Below are 18,529 nucleotides of genomic sequence, written 5' to 3' on the forward strand. Positions count from 1 at the left end.
GGTGGCCAATTTGAAGAATATAAATTTTAAAGATGTCTTCTCTGCTAAAACAACATTTCTCTCACTACAACATTTACTAGCCATGTATGCCGGTGCCATTGTGGTACCGTTAATTATCGCAAGTTCTCTAAACTTCACAACTCAACAGACCTTATACCTTGTATCAGCAGATATTGTTATCTCAGGAATTGCCACATTTCTACAACTCTATCGAGGTAAGTTTATCGGTATGGGTTTACCTGTTGTCATGGCTTGTTCCTTTACAGCTATTGGGCCGATGGTTCAAGTGGGTGGACAATATGGCTTAGCCACCATGTTCGGTTCAGTACTAGTAGCTGGCCTAGTCATTTTATTACTAGCGCCGATCTTTGCTAAACTATCCCACCTATTTCCACCGCTAGTGACAGGGACTATTGTGACCCTAATTGGTGCGACCTTGATCCCTGTTGCAATTAATAATCTAGCAGGTGGTGAGGGTAGTGCAGACTACGGGGATATCGATAATTTAATCTTGGGATTAATGACGTTCTTGATTATCCTTTTACTGTACCGTTTCACTAAAGGTTTTCTTCAATCTATCTCTATTTTAATTGGATTAGTTGCTGGTATGGTGATTGCCATCTTTATGGGCAAAATGGACATGCAGCCCATTCTAGAGGCGTCTTGGGTACAACTACCGATGCCTTTTGCCATTGCGTCACCATCATTTAATCCAGCGGCGATTTTATCGCTAACAGTGGTTGGGATTATATCTATGATTGAAGTAACAGGTATCAACTATGCGCTAGCTGGGATGTACGATAAAGACATCGATGAAGCAGATCTTCGTCGATCATACTTATCAGTGGGTATTGGCTATTTACTTGCGGGTATCTTCAATACATCACCACAAACAGCCTTCTCACAAAATGTCGGTGTAGTACAAATGTCAGGAGAAAAACGGCAATCTATTTTCGTTAACTTGATTATCTTAATGCTACTATGTGGTTTGATTCCAAAAATTGGCGCTATTGCAACTTCTGTACCGTCAGCCGTATTAGGTGGTGCCATGATTTTCTTATTTGGTAATGTCTTATCATACGGAATCAGCGTATTAGGTGCGCAAGATTTAGCAGATAATCGTAACCAACTGATCATTGGTGCTGCAATTACAATTGGATTAGGTGTAGCTATTGCCCCTGAAGCCTTTGCACAGTTACCAGAATGGATTTCTTGGCTAACATCTTCAGGAATCGTAGCTGGTGGTGTAACAGTTGTCTTATTAAACGCCTTCTTCCATGGTGTAAAGAAATAAATTACTTTAATAATATCTCGTTTAAATAAATGAATCCCCCTTGTATTTAGTTATGCTAGCTAAATTCAAGGGGTATTTTTATGGCTATAATCTTTGCAATTTTAGTCATAAATGTTAAATTATTGTGTAAAAAACGGACAATTGCTATTGACTAAGCATTAAAAGCCTTATATGATAGCCTAATTGTAGTAGTTCATTTAAAAATGATAAAAGAGAGGTTTATATATGTTTAAGAAAATAAATAAAGTACCGGCGGGTATGTTTTTGATTCCAATGGTAGTGTCATTAATATTAGTGTCTATCTTCCCTAATATGTATGATGTAATTGGTGGTACATCGCAACAAACATTTCAAATGGGTACCAACGTTGTGATTGGGTTATTGGTCTTTTCAGCAGGGACAAGTTTGGATTTAAAACAAATTGTGCCCTTACTAAAACGTCATTTACCAATGATTCTATTTAAGTTAGTGATCTCAACAATCTATATTCTAGTTTTTTACTGGTTGTTTGGTTTAGATGGCATTTTTGGCATTAATCTATTGGCTTTTGCTTGTGTAATCTATTCTTTAAACCCAGCCGTCGCACTAGCTATCCATTCAAGTTATGGAGATAAACAATTTGGTGCCGTATACGGTATCATGGGCTTAATTGGGATGCCATTTGCCCCACTAATTCTACTAAGTGTTTTAACAGCTGATGGAGGGGCAGCTGGGATTGACTGGCAACCCATTATCTCAATTTTTATTCCTTTATTAGTCGGGATTATTTTAGGTAATCTAGACAAAGATTTTACCGACTTCTTCGTACCAATGATTGGGCGTTTACTACCTTTCCTAGGCTGGAACTTGGGTGCAGCGATGAATATTCAATCAGCTATTGCATCAGGTTTGCCAGGTATTTTGATGGCTGTAATCTTTATGGTCTTATTATTACCATTAATTCCATTTGACCGCTACATTATGAAACAAAATGCAGGGGTAGATGGTGCAGCTATCTGGAACGTAGCAGGTATGTCAGTAGCCAATCCCGCTAGTATCGCGTCAGCCTTACCATTAGTCTTCGCGGACCAATCAACAAGCGCTACAGCGATTGTAATGATGGTATGTATCATTACTTCAATCATTTCACCAATTGTGGCACAGAAACTATATATAAAAGCATACGGTGTAGAATCCATATAATGCTTGTGAATACCTGTAGAAGAGTCATGTTTGCATGGCTCTTTTTTTGATGCGCTGAATACATAAATTTAAAAAGAGAAACTTTAGATAAAACAGTCAGTTAAAGACAGGCTTATTGCAATGTGTTTATGGTTTTTTGTGCGATAATATAACATACGAGTGATCATTTTGCTGAAATCATCTATACCTATGATGACACAATTTGATCTTGCGCACTTTTAAATGATCTACCTACACCTTGTAACTTGGAAGGAGTTATCATGAACGATTTTTTATTAACGTTAATGGAACGTAAAGACCAATTATTCACTGCTACTTACGAACATATGGCTATTTCCTTGCTTGCCTTGTTCATCGCCTGTGTGATTGCCATTCCTCTAGCCATTTGGTTGAGTGACCACCGCAAATATGCAGAACCCGTATTACAATTTGCTAGTATCTTACAAACGATTCCCTCATTGGCCTTGTTAGGTTTGTTAATTCCCTTAGTAGGGATAGGTTCAATACCAGCACTCATCGCCTTAGTTGTTTATGCCATTTTGCCTATCTTACAAAATACTTATACAGGTTTTGTAGAAATTGATCCAACTATTGAAGAAGCTGCGATTGCCTTTGGGATGCCTAGACGCCGTCGCCTCTTTAAAGTGGAATTACCAATTGCCATGCCGGTGATGATATCAGGTATTCGGACTTCATTAGTATTAACTATCGGAACAGCGACCTTAGCGACTTTAATTGGTGCTGGTGGGCTTGGGTCTTTGATTATGTTGGGGATTGACCGAAATGATAGTAATTTAACGCTAATTGGTGCCATCGCATCATCTTTATTAGCGATTATCTTTGGGGCATTCATTAAATGGTTGGAAAATAAAAAAATGAAAACCATTCTGATTAGCCTGTTTATTCTATTTGTAGGAATTGGTGGGCCTATCTTGGCAGAACGATTGACTGGTCAAGTAACGAATGTCACTATCGCGGGTAAATTAGGGTCAGAACCAGAGATTCTAATTAATATGTATAAAGAAATCATTGAAGCAGATAATGACGATGTCAATGTTGATGTAAAAGCTAATTTTGGAAAAACAACCTTTCTCTTTTCTGCCTTAGACAATAATGAAATCGATATTTATCCAGAGTTTTCAGGTACAGTCCTTGAAAGTTTAGTTGACGTAGATGAAGCTACTGATACAAGTGACTTCGACCAAGCAGCTACCTATCAATTAGCGCGTGACTTATTAAAAGACCAGTATGAGATGGCTTTTCTAGAACCATTTTTATTTGAAAATACTTACGCATTAGCCGTGAAACGTGATTTTGCAGAGGCGCATGATCTAAAAACGATTTCAGATTTAGCGAAAGTTGAAGACGAGATTACAGCTGGCTTTACCTTAGAATTTATTGACCGTCAAGACGGTTATGCTGGTATTCAAGAATTATATGGGTTGACCTTCCCGTCAGTGAAAAGTCTTGAGCCTGCGCTTAGATATAATGCAATCAATAACAATGAAGTCAATGTGATTGATGCTTATTCAACTGATAGCCAAATTCTAGAGTATGATTTGGTTACACTTGAAGATGATTTAGGGCTATTCCCTGATTATCAAGGAGGTCCATTGATGAAAGCGGACTTTGCTGAAGACCATCCAGAAATTGTGGCATCATTAAACAAATTAAGTGGGTTAGTGACAGAAGATGAGATGATTCAAATGAACTATGCGGTAAACGTTGAAGGCAAAGAGCCTAGCCAAGTAGCCCATGATTTCTTAGTCAACAAAGGCTTAATAGGGGAGGATGCATAATGGCCAGTATAATCGAATTTAAAGATGTAGAGAAAGTTTATGGGGATAAACGCGTCATTGATGACTTGAATCTAACCATTCATGAAGGGGAATTTTTTGTCTTAGTGGGTCCTTCAGGTAGTGGGAAAACGACATCTCTAAAGATGGTGAATGGTTTGACTGAACCAACAGGGGGAGATGTTTACTTTAAAGGACAAAAGATTAAAGATCATGATATTGAAAAAATGCGCTGGAATATGGGGTATGTCTTACAAAAGATTGCCCTTTTCCCAACAATGAATGTGAGTGAGAATATTGATGTTATTCCAGAAATGATTGGTTGGCCCAAAGAGAAACGTGCTGCTAGAATTGACGAACTACTTAATTTAGTTGGTTTAGATCCCGAAATTTACCGGAACCGACCAGTTGATGCTTTATCTGGTGGAGAGCAGCAGCGGATTGGCATTTTACGTGCGATTGCAGCTGAACCAGATATTATTTTAATGGACGAACCCTTTTCAGCCCTAGATCCAATTTCGCGTAACCAGCTACAAGACCTTGTAGTTGATATTCATCAGCGGTTGAAGACAACCATCTTATTTGTCACCCATGATATGGATGAAGCCATTAAATTAGCAGATCGAATTGGGATTATGAACCAAGGTCGTTTAATTCAAGTGGATACGGCTCAGGAAATTCTGACAAATCCAGAAAACCAGGTAGTGGCTTCCTTATTTAACCAAGAGAAAGAAGATGTCTTTGGCTTAAATATCTTCCGACCAGATATTCAACCACTTTTAGGAGACCATCCAGACTATCCTAAAATTGATATCGCCAGTCATCAAAAGGACTTATACGCCTTACTAGCGACTGATGAGGTGGTTGAAATCACGGAAAATAATTCGAGTTTAGGATTGCTAGATAGACAGGCTGTATTTGCTCGGCTAAAAAATCTATAAGATGTTATGATATAAAGAAAGTCAGAAAGGTGTGGTAGCATGTTTCAAACGCCAATTGATGATAAAATATCCATCAAAATTTTAGAAGAGCGTGATGCAGAAGGTTTGTACAAGTTAATTGACCATTCACGTGATTACCTAGGTGAATACTTACCATGGGTGAAATTCATGAAAGCTACGGAAGATGAATTACCTTTTATTAAAGAGAAGCTACAACAATTTGTTCATAACGATGGTTTTCAATGTGGGATTTGGTATGAAGGCCAACTAGCTGGTGTACTTGGTTTGCATTATATTAACCACCTCAACAAATCAACCTCATTAGGCTACTACTTAGGAGAAGAATTCCAAGGTTTAGGGATTATGACCAAGTCTGTAGCTTTTCTACTTGATTATCTCTTTAATGACTTAGCCTTAAACCGTGTAGAAATTCGAGCAGCGGTAACCAACCATAAAAGCCAAGCCATTCCAAAACGTCTAGGCTTTATTGAAGAAGGGATTCTTAGACAAGATGAGCAATTAGATAGTGGACCATCAAACTCAGTGGTATTTTCTTTACTGAGAGATGAATACCTAGCGCAAAAAGAACCATCAATTAAATCATAAAAATACATAGCGATTGATAGTAATAACCTATCAAGATTTATGGTAATCTAGTATCTCGATGAAATTGCAATTATGATTGGTTTTCCCTAAAATAAGTGAATGAGAATAATCATTTTGGAGGAATAACCATGAAGAAAATTTTACGTGCATTGAGCTTGGCACTAGTAGTTTTTGTATTAGCTGCTTGTGGTCAAAGTGAAGAAACAACAAAAGTGAAACTAGGTGTGGTTGGAGATAAAAACGACCAATGGGAATACCTACAAGAAGAATTGTTAGAAAAAGAAAATATTGAAATTGAATTGGTGAAATTTACCGACTACCGTCAACCAATCGTATCTCTAGATGATGGTTCGATTGATATGCACTCCGCTTTAACAGAAATCTATATGGATTCCATCAATGAAGAAGGTGGTTATTCAAATACCACGTTAGGTTATACCACTTTAAATCCAATGGGTGTCTTTTCTGAGAAAATCGATTCTCTAGATGAATTAAAAGACGGTGCTTTAGTGGCTATTCCGGATGATGTATCAAACGGATCACGTGCTTTATTACTACTACAAACAGCAGGTTTAATCGAACTAGATGAATCAAAAGGATTATTACCATCAACAAGTGACATTACTTCAAATCCCAAAAACTTACAATTTGAAGAAATGGCAGCCAACCAAACAGCGAGTGCTTTAACTGACGTGGATATCTCATTAATCAACAATGACATGGCAACAGACGCAGGTTATGTACCAACACAAGATGCTATTTACCTAGAACCAGTCGCAGAATCATCTAAACCATACTACAATGTCATCGCAGTCCAAGAAGACCAAACTGATAATGAAGTATACAAGACAATCCTTGAATACTATCAAACAGACGAAGTCGCAGCAATCATCGACGAAATGTCAGCAGGCTCATCAATTCCAGTATGGGAAGGCGCACCAGAACCAGGGAGTGCAAACTAATTTTAGAATAATATAAAAACATATCCCTCCTAGGGTAGATACCGAATATTTATGGCTATCTTAGGGGGGTTTTTTTGGATATTTGTATAGAGAATATTAATTCAATGAGTTAAATATAGAGTTATAATAAGCACAATAAGGAGAACAAATAGTTATCAGTAAATTGGGTTCAAATTCAGTTTGTAATGATAGCGTTTTCAATATAATGGAATTAAGGAGTAAATATATGATTACAGATTTATTAGTGGAAAAGATATTTGTACTAAAAAAGTATGATGGATACTCCATTATGTTTCTAGAAAAAGTTTTTGAAGTAGATAGGAGGATTTTATTTAGAGATATAGATAGAATTAATGATTTTTTGAATAAAGTTAAACTAGAAGAGTTTTTTTTTACAGATAATAAAATTGTAAGTCCGAGTTGGGATAAGAAAGAGTTTATAAAAGCGCTATCTAAATTTGAAGAAAATTTTTTGTTTCAAGATGAACGACCACTAGCAATAATTATATATATATTTATTGCTAATAGTTATATTTCAAATTATCATCTTCAAGATTTGTTAAAAATGAGTAAGAATACGATACTTAATGATATAAGAATATCGAAAGCAATTTCTGCTAAATATGATATAAAATTGAAATATTCTAGATCGAAAGGCTATCACCTTATAGGTAATCCTATAAATCAGAGACGACTATTGGAATATGCAGTGACGAATATTCTAGATTTAGAAACAGGTGGCTGGATGATATTTTATTTGACTCATAAACAAGTTGATAGTGGGTTTATTGCTAAAATTAGTAAGGTATTAAGAGAATCAACCGATGGAATATATGTTGAGAAATCTTTAATGAGATTAAGTTATATTTTAGCTATTTTGAGTATTTCAAAATTTGAACCGATTGATGATTACTCTAGCAATCAATATCACTTACTAAGAGAGTTAGATATAAATGTCCTAACAAAAGGAATAGTTAAATTTTTACCGCAATTAAAAGATGAAAGATTCTATATTGCATCCAGAATTATGGCTAGTCTCCAAGGTGATTTAAAGAGAGAAAGCACTAACTTTCTACAGAAGAGGATGGATTTAATTATAGAAAAAGTACTAGGGTATTTGGGGATTGTTAATAATAATCCACAACACTTTCGAGTAGTATTCTTTAATCACTTTGTACCTGCATACTTCCGTATGGTATTTGGGATATATGAGAATAATCCGTTGAAAGAAAATGTAAAATCTAAATATACAGACTTATATTCAATAATTAAGAGAGTTGTGATGGCTCTAGAGGAAAAAAGTGACTATGCTCTTTCGGAAGATGAGATTATTTATTTTGTAATTTTATTTGAAGGTTATATAGGAACAACTAAGCCAATAAATTCACAGTATAAAGGAATTGTTGTCTGTCCTAATGGTGTAAGCTCCTCATATATTCTGACAAAAATTTTAAGAGAAACATTACCTGAAATCCTAATAATTGATTTTTATTCTATGCAAGAAATCTACACTTTAAATAAGAAATCGTATGACATAATTTTCACGACAAGGCTAATAGAGGATATAAATAAGCCACAATTTGAAGTTTCTCCTGTTATGAGACCCGTAGAAAAAAGTATTTTGAAGAGAAAGGTATATGACTATTTGGGTATACATGATTTGAATTTGGAAAGAGTGAACGAGGTCTTAGCTATATTAGAGAATCATGTACATATACCAGATTATAATGTATTGCAAACAGAATTAGATACATATTTTAGTGAAGAAATAAACAACTTAAATAATTTGCAAGGAGGAATAAATTTGAATGAATTATTAAATTCGTCGCGAATAAAATTTGTAGAAGAAGTGGCAGACTGGAGAGAAGCAATTACTGTTGCTAGTGCACCTTTACTAGACCAAGGTTTTATAGAGAAACAGTATATAACAAGTATGATTGAAAGTGTGGAAGAATTTGGACCTTACATTGTGTTATCTCCACATGTAGCGGTACCGCATGCCACACCAGATAAAGGTGTGAAGAGACTTGGTATGAGCTTATTGAGAATAGAAGATTCTGTAGATTTTAATTTGAAGGAAGATAAAGACGATGATAAATTTGTAAATTTAATTTTTGTGTTAGCTCCAATCGATTCTCAAGCCCATCTGAAAGCTTTAGCTCAATTAGCAAATATTTTAGATGAGGAAAATATTATCCGAAAAATAAATGAAGCTAAAAATCCAGATGAAATAATGGAAATAATTGATGAAGAAATGGAGATGTAAATTATGAAAATAGTAACGGTATGTGGTAACGGTATTGGTAGTAGTTTGTTACTTAAAATGAAGGTAGAAACAATTGCAAAAGAAGTAGGAGTATCAGCACAAGTAGAATCTAGTGACTCTAATGCTGCCTCTGGACAAAAAGCAGACTTATTTGTAACTGTGAAAGAATTTGCTAATATTTTTCCTGAAAATTCGAACGTATGTATTGTAAAAAGTTATACAAACAAGAAAAAAATTCAAGAAGATTTGATACCTTACTTAGAAAAATTCAAATAAAGAATTGGAGGGGAAAGTTATGGCAATATTATCATTTTTACAAGATATCCTTAGTGAGCCGGCTTTTTTAATGGGATTAATAGCTTTTATAGGTTTGATAGCTATGCGTTCAAGATGGGATAAAGTGCTGACAGGCACTTTAGGTCCAATTTTAGGATATTTAATGCTTTCGGCAGGAGCCGGTGTTATTACCGCTAATCTTGATCCACTAGCAAAGATGATAGAGACGGGTTTTAACGTTACAGGTGTGGTACCGAATAATGAAGCGGTTACTTCAGTAGCTCAAGAACTTTTAGGTGTGGAAACAATGTCAATTCTAATTATGGGATATGTATTCAATCTATTGATTGCAAGATTTACGAGATTTAAGTATATATTTTTAACAGGGCACCATAGTTTTTTCATGGCTTGTTTACTATCCGCAGTTTTAGGATCCTTAAATTTTGAAGGAATACAAATGATTCTTATTGGAGGGTTTATTTTAGGGTCATGGTCTGCAATCTCTCCAGCAATAGGGCAAAAATATACTTTGCAAGTGACCGATGGTGATGAAATTGCAATGGGACATTTTGGTAGTTTAGGTTATTATTTATCAGCCTTTATTGGAAAGTACGTAGGAAAGAATAGTAAATCAACAGAGGATTTTGAAGTTCCAGAACAATTTGGATTCTTAAGAAATACTACGATTTCAACTGCGCTAACAATGGTTATCTTTTACTTAGGTGCAGCTGTAGCAGCTGGTCCTGAGTTTGTAAGTAGTCTATCAGGAGAAACTAATCCGTATGTTTATGCTTTATTATGTGGCTTAACCTTTGCAGTCGGAGTAACTATTGTATATAACGGCGTTCGATTAATCCTAGCCGATTTAATCCCAGCCTTTGAAGGAATAGCAACAAAGATTATTCCTAACTCAGTTCCAGCGGTCGATTGTGCAGTATTCTTCCCGTTTGCTCCAACTGCGGTAATTTTAGGTTTTATTTCTAGTTTTATTGGTGGTGTGATTGGTATGTTAGCTCTAGGAGCTATTGGCGGAGTAGTTATAATTCCAGGTCTTGTACCGCATTTCTTCTGCGGAGCAACAGCTGGGGTTTATGGAAACTCAACTGGTGGTGTTCGAGGAGCAACTATAGGGGCTTTTGTAAATGGCTTGCTACTTGCTTTTATCCCAGCTTTCTTATTACCGGTACTAGGGGAACTAGGATTTTCAAATACAACGTTTGGGGATGTAGACTTTGGTGTGATAGGAATAGTTTTAGGAAATTTAGGCACATGGTTCGGACAAGTAGGTATATATATTATCTTAGCTTTAATAGCTGTATCATTACTGTTTCCTAGTTTAGGAAAAAATAAAAGTACTGCGATAAATAATGTCGAAATGGAGGACTAAAAATGGTGAAGATTTTTACTGACGGAGCAAATATCGATGAAATGTTAAATGATTTGAAATCGCCTACAGTAACGGGAGTTACAACGAATCCCTCGTTAATGAAGTCAGCAGGCATCACTGACTATATAGAATTTGCTAATAAGGTAGTAGCGAATATAAAAGATTATCCAATTTCATTTGAAGTATTTAGTGACGATATTCAGGTTATGAAGCAAGAAGCTGAAAAGATTGCATCTATAGCAGATAATGTTTATGTGAAAATTCCAGTTATGAATACTAAAGGAGAAAGTACCTCCGAGTTGATCAAAGAATTATCAGGAAAAGGGATCAAGCTAAATATAACAGCGATTTTTACTTTAGATCAAGTTGAAGAAGTAGTAAATAGTCTACAAGATGGTGTTCCAAGTATTGTATCAGTATTTGCGGGTAGAATCGCAGATACCGGAGTGGATCCTATTCCTTTAATGAAAAAAGCGTTATCTATTACTTCTCAAAAAGAAGGCTGTGAATTATTGTGGGCAAGTACTAGAGAAATTTTAAATATTTATCAAGCAAATGATATTGGAGTTGATATAGTTACGGTACCACCAGCTTTATTAAAGAAATACGATAAATTAAAAGATAAAGATTTATATGAATATTCATTAGAAACAGTAGACGGATTTGTAAAAGACGGAAAAGAATTAGGGTATTCAATTCTTTAATTGAATAAGCCAGGATATTAAGTTGGTAATAGTTGAATGATTAGCTTATTCAAGATGGAGGCTAATTGTTCAACTTTTTTGTACTAAATTTTATTTCTAAAAGTTTATATAATGAAATTTAAAGAAGTATACAAGGATACTGTATTAATTCTAATATCTAAGATTAGGTGACATATCTAAATAAAGGTTGGTTATCATCTTCACTTATGCAATCAATTGTAACGAATCATTATCCTTGATATTTTTATTAGTATAATAGGTATATCTTTATTCGTGATTTATTGATAATTTCGGAGATAAATATAATGAATAACTTTTTTGTAACAATAAGTCTAAATAAAATTTATAAAATATAGAATACACTTATTAGTATGAAACACTATAATTTGTGATTTCCCTTGAGAAAATATAATGAAAATAGTAACGAGTATATATAAGAGGATTTTATGCAATTCAATAACTTTAGTAATGATTTGAAAGCTGAAGATTTGGTTACTGATTGGTTTACCAAGAACTTTTCTAATAAAAAGCCATTTTTAACAAAAAGAGATGATTACACCCACTATTATGAAAAGCAAGTTGGAGAACCATCTATTGAAAAAATTGAAAAAGTAACAGATGCATCATTGCAGGAAAAAGGAGTTGATTTACTTATTACTAGTAAACAGCTTTTTGGAGATGAAAAAGAACATAAAGTAGATATTAAATCGGCAATTAACTATATTAAGCCCGTTAGGGATGCTAACGGGAATCGACCGAATTCTTTACCCACATTTGCATTTGAATTATATTTTAAGAATGGATACGGTAATGAAAGAGATGGCTGGCTTTATAGTGAAAAGTACTGTGATACAGAATATTATATAGTATCTTGGCTATGGGCAAATGTTCAACCTGAGTATGATCCAAAAGGCTTCCTCAAAAATGTTGAAATAGAAAAATTGAATATAGAAAATATTGCAGAAATAGAATTTTTAGTAATAGAGAAAAAAAGAATTCAGGAGCATGCAACAAAAATTGGTATTACTAAAGAAAATTTTAGAGATATTTCAAAAGAAATGTGGAAAAATAACATAACTAAGAAACCAGAGTACGATGCTGATGAATATTTGCGGTACTCTAACACACTTATGGAAAAACCAGTTTATCTAATTATTAAAAAGAAGAAATTAAGAAAAGTTTTCGGCAATACATGGATTATTCAGAGTATAAATTAGACAGGTGAATATAAATGAATATTGACACAGTTGATGAATTAATCGCAATCGCTAAAAGCGCTGAGGGTATGAGAATTAAAGAATTTGATGTTAATAACCGGCTAGCATCAAAAGGGAATAAAGGTGGTATCGGTCAAATAATTGAAGAAGGTTTATTTGGTTATGCTATCAATTCTACAAGTGAAGCAGACTTTGGTGATTTAGGGGTTGAGCTGAAAGCCACCCCAGTTAAGCAGAATAAAAATAAATCATTTGCGGCTAAGGAACGGTTGGTATTAAATATTATCAATTATATTAAAGAAGTAAATTATACTTTTGAGACGTCTTCATTTTGGCGTAAAAATGAAACTATATTAATCATGTTTTATTTCTGGGATAAAGAATTAGATCGTGGTGATTATCGTATATTAAAATCTGTCTTATATACTTATCCTGAAGACGACCTAGAGATTATCAAAAATGACTGGGAAATCATTGTAGGAAAAATCCGTGCAGGGAAAGCAGAAGAATTATCCGAAGGTGATACCATGTATCTAGGTGCATGTACGAAAGGCGCTAACAAAAATTCATTAAGACAACAGCCGTTTTCTGATGTCCCCGCGATGCAGCGTGCATTTTCTTTAAAAGCTTCGTATATGACGACTTTAGTTAGAAAATATATAAAGCAAGACAATATCGTCTCGTTTGCTAGTAAAGAGGAATTAGCGAAAAAATCCTTGGAGACTATTCTACAAGAGCGATTTGCACCTTACGTAGGATTAGATATGCGAGAAATTAGTCAAAAGATTAATTATGAAATCAATCCTAAAAATAAATCTACCATCGCAAATATGATTAGTAGAATTCTTGGGATTACAGGTACTAAGTTAGATAATATAGAAGAATTTTCAAAAGCAAATATTCAATTTAAAACAATTAGGCTGGAACCGAATAATATACCTAAAGAACACATGTCTTTTGAAAACATCGATTTTGATGCATGGTTGAACGATTCGTTTGAGGAATCTCAATTTTATCAAAAATTTGAAGAGACTAAATTTCTATTCGTTGTATTTCAATATCGTGAGACGCTTAAGGAAAATCCCGATAGAATTCCTTATTTTAAAAAGGTAGTATTATGGAACATGCCTGAACAGACGATTCGTAATGAAGTTAGATTAATGTGGCATCGGGGTAGAAAAGTATTAAAAGATGGGGTAGAATTAACCGTCAGCTCTAGAGGTATATCTAATAATTTACCGTCTGCCAAAGAAAACTATGTAACACATATTCGTCCAAAAGCCAGGGATGGTAAAGACAAAGTTCTGTTACCGGATGGTCAAGAAATTACTAAGCAGGCTTTCTGGCTCAACAAAGAGTATATTGCTGAAATCGTGAAAGATTAGATCAAGCTTTAGGCTTGATCTTTTTCTTGGAGTATATTATAATATACGAAAGTATGTTCGTAGAGAGGGAGATTTAATGAAAATTTTTTCAATGTTTGATGGTGTAGGAGGTTTCACCATTGGTTTCAATAATGCTGATAGTGAACTATTCCAAACTACCTATTCAAACCAATATGAACCCTCAAAAAAATCACAAGACGCCTATGAAGTCGGTGTTTATCGTTTCCCAGAAATTGAACATATCCCAACAGATGTTGCTTTAATTCCAGACGAAAAGTTTGAAGAAATGAAACAAAATGGTGTCAACATGATTGTTGGTGGCTTCCCATGCCAAGATTATTCTGTAGCTCGTTCAAGAAAAAATGAATTGGGTATTGAAGGAAAGAAAGGTGTCCTGTTCTGGGAAATCATTAGAGCAACAGAAATTATTCAACCTGAGTACTTAGTGTTAGAGAATGTTGATAGACTACTAAAAGCACCCACAAGTCAACGTGGTCGAGATTTTGCCGTTATGTTAGCTTCATTTAATGAACTGGGTTACTCAGTAGAGTGGCGTGTAATCAATGCAGCTGAATATGGACGCGCACAGCGTAGACGTCGTGTATTCTTTTTCGTATATCGAAATGATACTGCCTTTGCTAAGAAAATAGATGCAAAATATGAGGAGTCATCAGAAACAAATCTAATTGATGAAAAAGGCTTTGATACCTATGCAGAGTATATTTTCAATGATGGTTTATTCGCTAGACAATTTCCTATCAAGCAAGAGCCGATTAAGAATCGAACCATGTCTAACCATTTAGCGAGTGATATTAAGGACGTTTCTGATAATTACGCGGATGGTAAGTTCTGGAATACAGGAATCATGCGCCATGGTGTTTATTATTCCGCGGATACAGAACCACTTGGTGACGAAAACCCAATTCCATTTAAAGATATTATTGTCCCAGAGAACACAGTTCCAGAGAAGTATTATATTGAAGGTGAAAAGTTAGAAAAATTCAAATACTTAAGAGGACCTAAACGATTAGAGAGAACCTCTGCAGAAGGACATAAGTATGTTTATTCTGAAGGTGGTATGAGTGAAACTGATAGTCTAGAGTTACCTGGTAGAACAATGCTAACTTCTGAAGGAACAGTTAATCGTTCGACTCACCTACTAAAAATCAATAACCGTTATCGACTAATCACGCCAATTGAAGCGGAAAGATTACAAGATTTTCCAGATGATTGGACTAAGTTTAAGCAGTTAGATAGTGGCGAGGTTGTCGAAGTATCAGAGCGAATGAGAATGTTCTTTATGGGGAATGCATTGGTAACAGGTATTGTAAAGAGGATTGGCATTCAAATGAAAAATATAATATTAGATATTTAACTAATAAGAGTATAGATACGTATATCGTTAGGTAGTAAATATAAGGAAGGAAACAATTTCTATGGAGATAGTTTTCTTCCTTATTTCTTAATAAGTTTGAATATTATTTTAGGAGTTTATTTATGGAAATAGAAGTTAAAGAAAAGGCTTATGATGACATAACTTCACATAATCAAAAAAGCGGAAAATTTAGAAAAACACTTATTCATATGCACACACCCGCATCTTATGACTTTAAACTTAGTCAAAAAATCGGCAACCATATAAACTATAAAAAACTTACTGAAGATAAAATATATGAAGATTATATTATTAATGAGTTTGGTACTGACCAGGCAGAATTACTTAAAAATCAAGAATTAATAAATGATTTTGAGGTATTTAAAAATCATAAAGAGTTTTATTCTTATCTCTTATTAGGAAGAAAATTAATAGAAGAAAAAGTAGAAATAGCAGTAGTTTCAGATCATAATTCATTAGATGGGCTTGATAAGATAAAGACAAGTATAGAATGGATACTAAAAGATAACGAATATATTCATTGTAATATAGTGCCTGGAATTGAACTATCTTGTGCAGATCGTATGCACGTGGTAGTCATATTTAAAGAAAAACAAATGCAATTAGTTGCAGAATATCTAAATGAAAATCTTATATCTAAGGTAGATGGAGTTATGAGAACTAGCTATGATGTAATGAAGTATTTTAACACTAAAGAAGGTTGTTTTGCATACATTGCACATATAAATTCATCAGATATTTTTAAAGATTCCAATTTTTTAAGCGGAGGATATAAGAGACACTTACTTACTTCTGAATATTCTAGATATATTGGAATTAGTGATATGGATGCAGTAGAGAAAATGCACCAACGTTTAGCCAATTATAATATCAAAAGAAGATATATACTAGACTGTGATTCTCATGGGTTTGATGACTTTAAGAATAAATTTATGTGGATTAAATCCGCGAATAATACTACACAATCCTTTTTAGATGCCTTTGAGGAATATGATATATCGATATTATTAGAAGAACCACAAGTCCCATTGAACTATATAATGGGTATTTGGATTAGTGGGGGAGAAAATAGCTTTTTAAAAGGAAAAAACCAAAACCCATTTTTTACCACATTTTCACCATCACTTAATAGCTTTATAGGGGGAAGAGGTACTGGCAAAAGCACAACTCTAGACGTTATAGATTTTATGTTAACGCAAAACTTTAATAATAAAGAACATTTGTATTTTTTGAGTAAGTTGGGAACTACTATCATATTAGCTAAGTATGAGGGAGAAGAATATTTAATTGAATCGTATTTACCTGAAGCAGAAAGTTCTGAATCATTACTCGCAATAATTAATGAAGAAGATCCGGATAAGTATAACCCTAAGATAAGGGTGAATCCTGATAAGTTGAAAAGGCAGTTGATAAAGAGTCATTTAGATATATACAAAGTAATTGATGGTAAATTTATAAAAAGAACGACAGGTAAAGCCAAATTTCTTAACTCGTTATATGACTCAAAATATTCCGTGAATAAATTAGTTAGTATAGCAGGGTCCGATGAAATTAGTGATTTTCTGTATGAAATGCTGGTTAAAGGTAAAGAGAAAAAAATTAGGAAACATAAGGAATTAAATAGTCCAAAAGATACAGTTAGTTATCTAAAAAATGTACAGAAAATTCTTGAAGAGGATCAAGAGAAAAAGAAAAGCCTCTTAAAACCATTTAATGATAAAAATGAAAACTTCTTTCAAATAACTTATCAACATGTAATGGAAATTGGTAATGATTTTCTTTATAACAAATTTAGTGTTAACTATTCGAGGATAAAGTCCATATAATTGTGTAAAAGATAAAAGGCCATGTAACAGCCCTTTTGCGGTACAATGTTTTTAACCACAAAAACATACCCAGGAGGACGTTACATGACCCAAGTACATTTTACACTGAACAACGAAGAGGTTCAAAGTATTATTGAACATTCGGTAAAAGATGAAGTTTCTAAAAATATTTTGACCACTGTTTTCAACCAATTGATGGAAAATCAACGAACAGAATATATTCAAGCCGATGACTATGAACGTTCAGAAAGTCGTCAGAGTCAAAGAAATGGCTATTATGAGCGAGACTTTACGACTCGTGTGGGCACACTCGAATTAAAAGTGCCTAGAACACGTGATGGTGAATTTTCACCGACGGTGTTTGAGCGTTATCAGCGAAATGAAAAGGCACTGCTCGCTTCAATGCTTGAGATGTATGTTTCAGGCGTTTCGACACGTAAAGTTTCAAAGATTGTTGAAGAGCTATGTGGAAAATCGGTATCGAAATCTTTTGTTTCTAGCCTGACTGAGCAGTTAGACCCGATGGTCAACGAATGGCAGAACCGTTCACTCTCAGGTACGAGTTATCCTTATCTGTTGACTGATGTTCTCTACACAAAAGTCCGTGAGGACCATCGAGTGCTTTCTAAAAGCTGCCATATTGCGATCGGGATAACAGAAGGTGGTGATCGTGAAATCATTGGCTTCATGATCCAAAATGAAGAAAGTGATGACACATGGTCCATCTTCTTTGAATACTTAAAAGAACGCGGTCTACAGGGGACAGAACTCATCATTTCTGATGCCCATAAAGGCCTAGTGTCTGCAATTCGTAAGTCATTTACCAACGCAAGTTGGCAGAGATGCCAGGTCCATTTTTTAAGAAACATCTTCAGTTCCATTCCAAAAAAGAATTCAAAACCGTTTAGAGAAGCAGTAAAAGCGATCTTTAAGTTTACGGATATTGAACTCGCTCGAACAGCTAAGAATGCCTTAGTCGGTGAATATATCGACCAGTCTAAATATACAAAAGCTTGCGAAACATTGGATAATGGCTTCGAAGATGCCTTTCAATACACGGTTATCGGAAATGGTCACAATCGGCTAAAAAGCACCAACCTTCTTGAACGACTGAACCAGGAAGTCCGCAGAAGAGAAAAGATTATTCGGATTTTTCCCAACCGAACGTCTGCCAATCGATTAATTGGAGCTGTCCTTATAGACTGAACTGACCCCTGTCAAGTAGACAGATAAAAAAATAAGTTTTTTTGAGACTAGAATTATCTAGTCTTTTTTTAATTACAAAATACAA

15 protein-coding genes are annotated in these 18,529 nt (G+C 34.5%); all 15 read left to right on the forward strand.

All coding sequences use genetic code 11. The features are described 5' to 3' along the window. Window position 1 precedes the first annotated feature (1 nt). The 15 genes from CJ191_RS04970 (at window position 2) to CJ191_RS05040 (ending at window position 18,444) form a co-directional block, all read left to right on the forward strand. A complete protein-coding gene (locus tag CJ191_RS04970) occupies window positions 2-1,294 on the forward strand; it encodes a nucleobase:cation symporter-2 family protein (protein WP_102199158.1) in 1,293 nt (430 codons plus the stop codon). Between the two features lie 225 nt (window positions 1,295-1,519). After that, a complete protein-coding gene (locus CJ191_RS04975; RefSeq protein ID WP_102199159.1) occupies window positions 1,520-2,476 on the forward strand; it encodes a 2-keto-3-deoxygluconate permease in 957 nt (318 codons plus the stop codon). Window positions 2,477-2,736: 260 nt separating this feature from the next. After that, window positions 2,737-4,275 (forward strand): ABC transporter permease/substrate-binding protein, encoded by a 1,539-nt coding sequence (locus CJ191_RS04980; protein WP_102199160.1) that lies wholly within the window; start codon window positions 2,737-2,739, stop codon window positions 4,273-4,275. Beyond that, the gene (locus CJ191_RS04985; protein ID WP_102199161.1) at window positions 4,275-5,213 is read left to right on the forward strand and encodes an ABC transporter ATP-binding protein; all 939 of its coding nucleotides are present in this window, start codon (window positions 4,275-4,277) and stop codon (window positions 5,211-5,213) included. The genes CJ191_RS04980 and CJ191_RS04985 overlap by 1 nt, the downstream gene beginning before the upstream one ends. 39 nt (window positions 5,214-5,252) lie before the next feature. Continuing rightward, window positions 5,253-5,819, forward strand: a complete 567-nt coding sequence (locus tag CJ191_RS04990) for a GNAT family N-acetyltransferase (RefSeq protein WP_102199162.1) — start codon at window positions 5,253-5,255, stop codon at window positions 5,817-5,819. A 128-nt stretch (window positions 5,820-5,947) separates the two neighbouring features. After that, a complete protein-coding gene (locus tag CJ191_RS04995) occupies window positions 5,948-6,781 on the forward strand; it encodes a MetQ/NlpA family ABC transporter substrate-binding protein (RefSeq protein WP_102199163.1) in 834 nt (277 codons plus the stop codon). Window positions 6,782-7,007: 226 nt separating this feature from the next. Then, the gene (locus CJ191_RS05000; protein WP_180960936.1) at window positions 7,008-9,047 is read left to right on the forward strand and encodes a BglG family transcription antiterminator; all 2,040 of its coding nucleotides are present in this window, start codon (window positions 7,008-7,010) and stop codon (window positions 9,045-9,047) included. Then, window positions 9,048-9,323: a PTS sugar transporter subunit IIB gene (locus tag CJ191_RS05005; RefSeq protein ID WP_102199165.1), complete on the forward strand. Its 276-nt coding sequence runs from the start codon at window positions 9,048-9,050 to the stop codon at window positions 9,321-9,323. It begins immediately after the preceding gene. A 19-nt stretch (window positions 9,324-9,342) separates the two neighbouring features. Beyond that, window positions 9,343-10,710 (forward strand): PTS ascorbate transporter subunit IIC, encoded by a 1,368-nt coding sequence (locus tag CJ191_RS05010; RefSeq protein WP_102199166.1) that lies wholly within the window; start codon window positions 9,343-9,345, stop codon window positions 10,708-10,710. Between the two features lie 2 nt (window positions 10,711-10,712). Further along, window positions 10,713-11,414, forward strand: a complete 702-nt coding sequence (locus CJ191_RS05015; protein WP_102199167.1) for a transaldolase — start codon at window positions 10,713-10,715, stop codon at window positions 11,412-11,414. Between the two features lie 446 nt (window positions 11,415-11,860). Then, complete coding sequence (locus CJ191_RS05020) at window positions 11,861-12,631, forward strand: hypothetical protein (RefSeq protein ID WP_102199168.1); 771 nt, start codon at window positions 11,861-11,863, stop codon at window positions 12,629-12,631. A 14-nt stretch (window positions 12,632-12,645) separates the two neighbouring features. Then, window positions 12,646-14,016 carry a Sau3AI family type II restriction endonuclease gene (locus CJ191_RS05025; RefSeq protein ID WP_102199169.1) on the forward strand — a complete coding sequence of 457 codons (1,371 nt, stop codon included), beginning with the start codon at window positions 12,646-12,648 and terminating at the stop codon, window positions 14,014-14,016. Between the two features lie 76 nt (window positions 14,017-14,092). Next, entirely contained in the window at window positions 14,093-15,391 is a 1,299-nt protein-coding gene (gene dcm / locus CJ191_RS05030; RefSeq protein ID WP_102199170.1) for a DNA (cytosine-5-)-methyltransferase, read from the forward strand. A gap of 122 nt (window positions 15,392-15,513) precedes the next feature. Next, the gene (locus CJ191_RS05035; protein ID WP_102199171.1) at window positions 15,514-17,238 is read left to right on the forward strand and encodes a hypothetical protein; all 1,725 of its coding nucleotides are present in this window, start codon (window positions 15,514-15,516) and stop codon (window positions 17,236-17,238) included. Window positions 17,239-17,322: 84 nt separating this feature from the next. After that, window positions 17,323-18,444, forward strand: a complete 1,122-nt coding sequence (locus CJ191_RS05040; RefSeq protein WP_102199172.1) for an IS256 family transposase — start codon at window positions 17,323-17,325, stop codon at window positions 18,442-18,444. Window positions 18,445-18,529: the final 85 nt, after the last annotated feature.

This window comes from Aerococcus viridans (genome assembly GCF_002871935.1).
Taxonomy (GTDB): Bacteria; Bacillota; Bacilli; order Lactobacillales; family Aerococcaceae; genus Aerococcus; species Aerococcus viridans_B.

Coding starts and splice junctions, on each gene's coding strand:
- CJ191_RS04975 (WP_102199159.1), top strand. CDS start 1,520: ATGTTTAAGAAAATAAATAAAGTACCGGCGGGTATGTTTTTGATTCCA.
- CJ191_RS04980 (WP_102199160.1), top strand. CDS start 2,737: ATGAACGATTTTTTATTAACGTTAATGGAACGTAAAGACCAATTATTC.
- CJ191_RS04985 (WP_102199161.1), top strand. CDS start 4,275: ATGGCCAGTATAATCGAATTTAAAGATGTAGAGAAAGTTTATGGGGAT.
- CJ191_RS04990 (WP_102199162.1), top strand. CDS start 5,253: ATGTTTCAAACGCCAATTGATGATAAAATATCCATCAAAATTTTAGAA.
- CJ191_RS04995 (WP_102199163.1), top strand. CDS start 5,948: ATGAAGAAAATTTTACGTGCATTGAGCTTGGCACTAGTAGTTTTTGTA.
- CJ191_RS05000 (WP_180960936.1), top strand. CDS start 7,008: ATGATTACAGATTTATTAGTGGAAAAGATATTTGTACTAAAAAAGTAT.
- CJ191_RS05010 (WP_102199166.1), top strand. CDS start 9,343: ATGGCAATATTATCATTTTTACAAGATATCCTTAGTGAGCCGGCTTTT.
- CJ191_RS05015 (WP_102199167.1), top strand. CDS start 10,713: ATGGTGAAGATTTTTACTGACGGAGCAAATATCGATGAAATGTTAAAT.
- CJ191_RS05020 (WP_102199168.1), top strand. CDS start 11,861: ATGCAATTCAATAACTTTAGTAATGATTTGAAAGCTGAAGATTTGGTT.
- CJ191_RS05025 (WP_102199169.1), top strand. CDS start 12,646: ATGAATATTGACACAGTTGATGAATTAATCGCAATCGCTAAAAGCGCT.
- dcm (WP_102199170.1), top strand. CDS start 14,093: ATGAAAATTTTTTCAATGTTTGATGGTGTAGGAGGTTTCACCATTGGT.
- CJ191_RS05035 (WP_102199171.1), top strand. CDS start 15,514: ATGGAAATAGAAGTTAAAGAAAAGGCTTATGATGACATAACTTCACAT.
- CJ191_RS05040 (WP_102199172.1), top strand. CDS start 17,323: ATGACCCAAGTACATTTTACACTGAACAACGAAGAGGTTCAAAGTATT.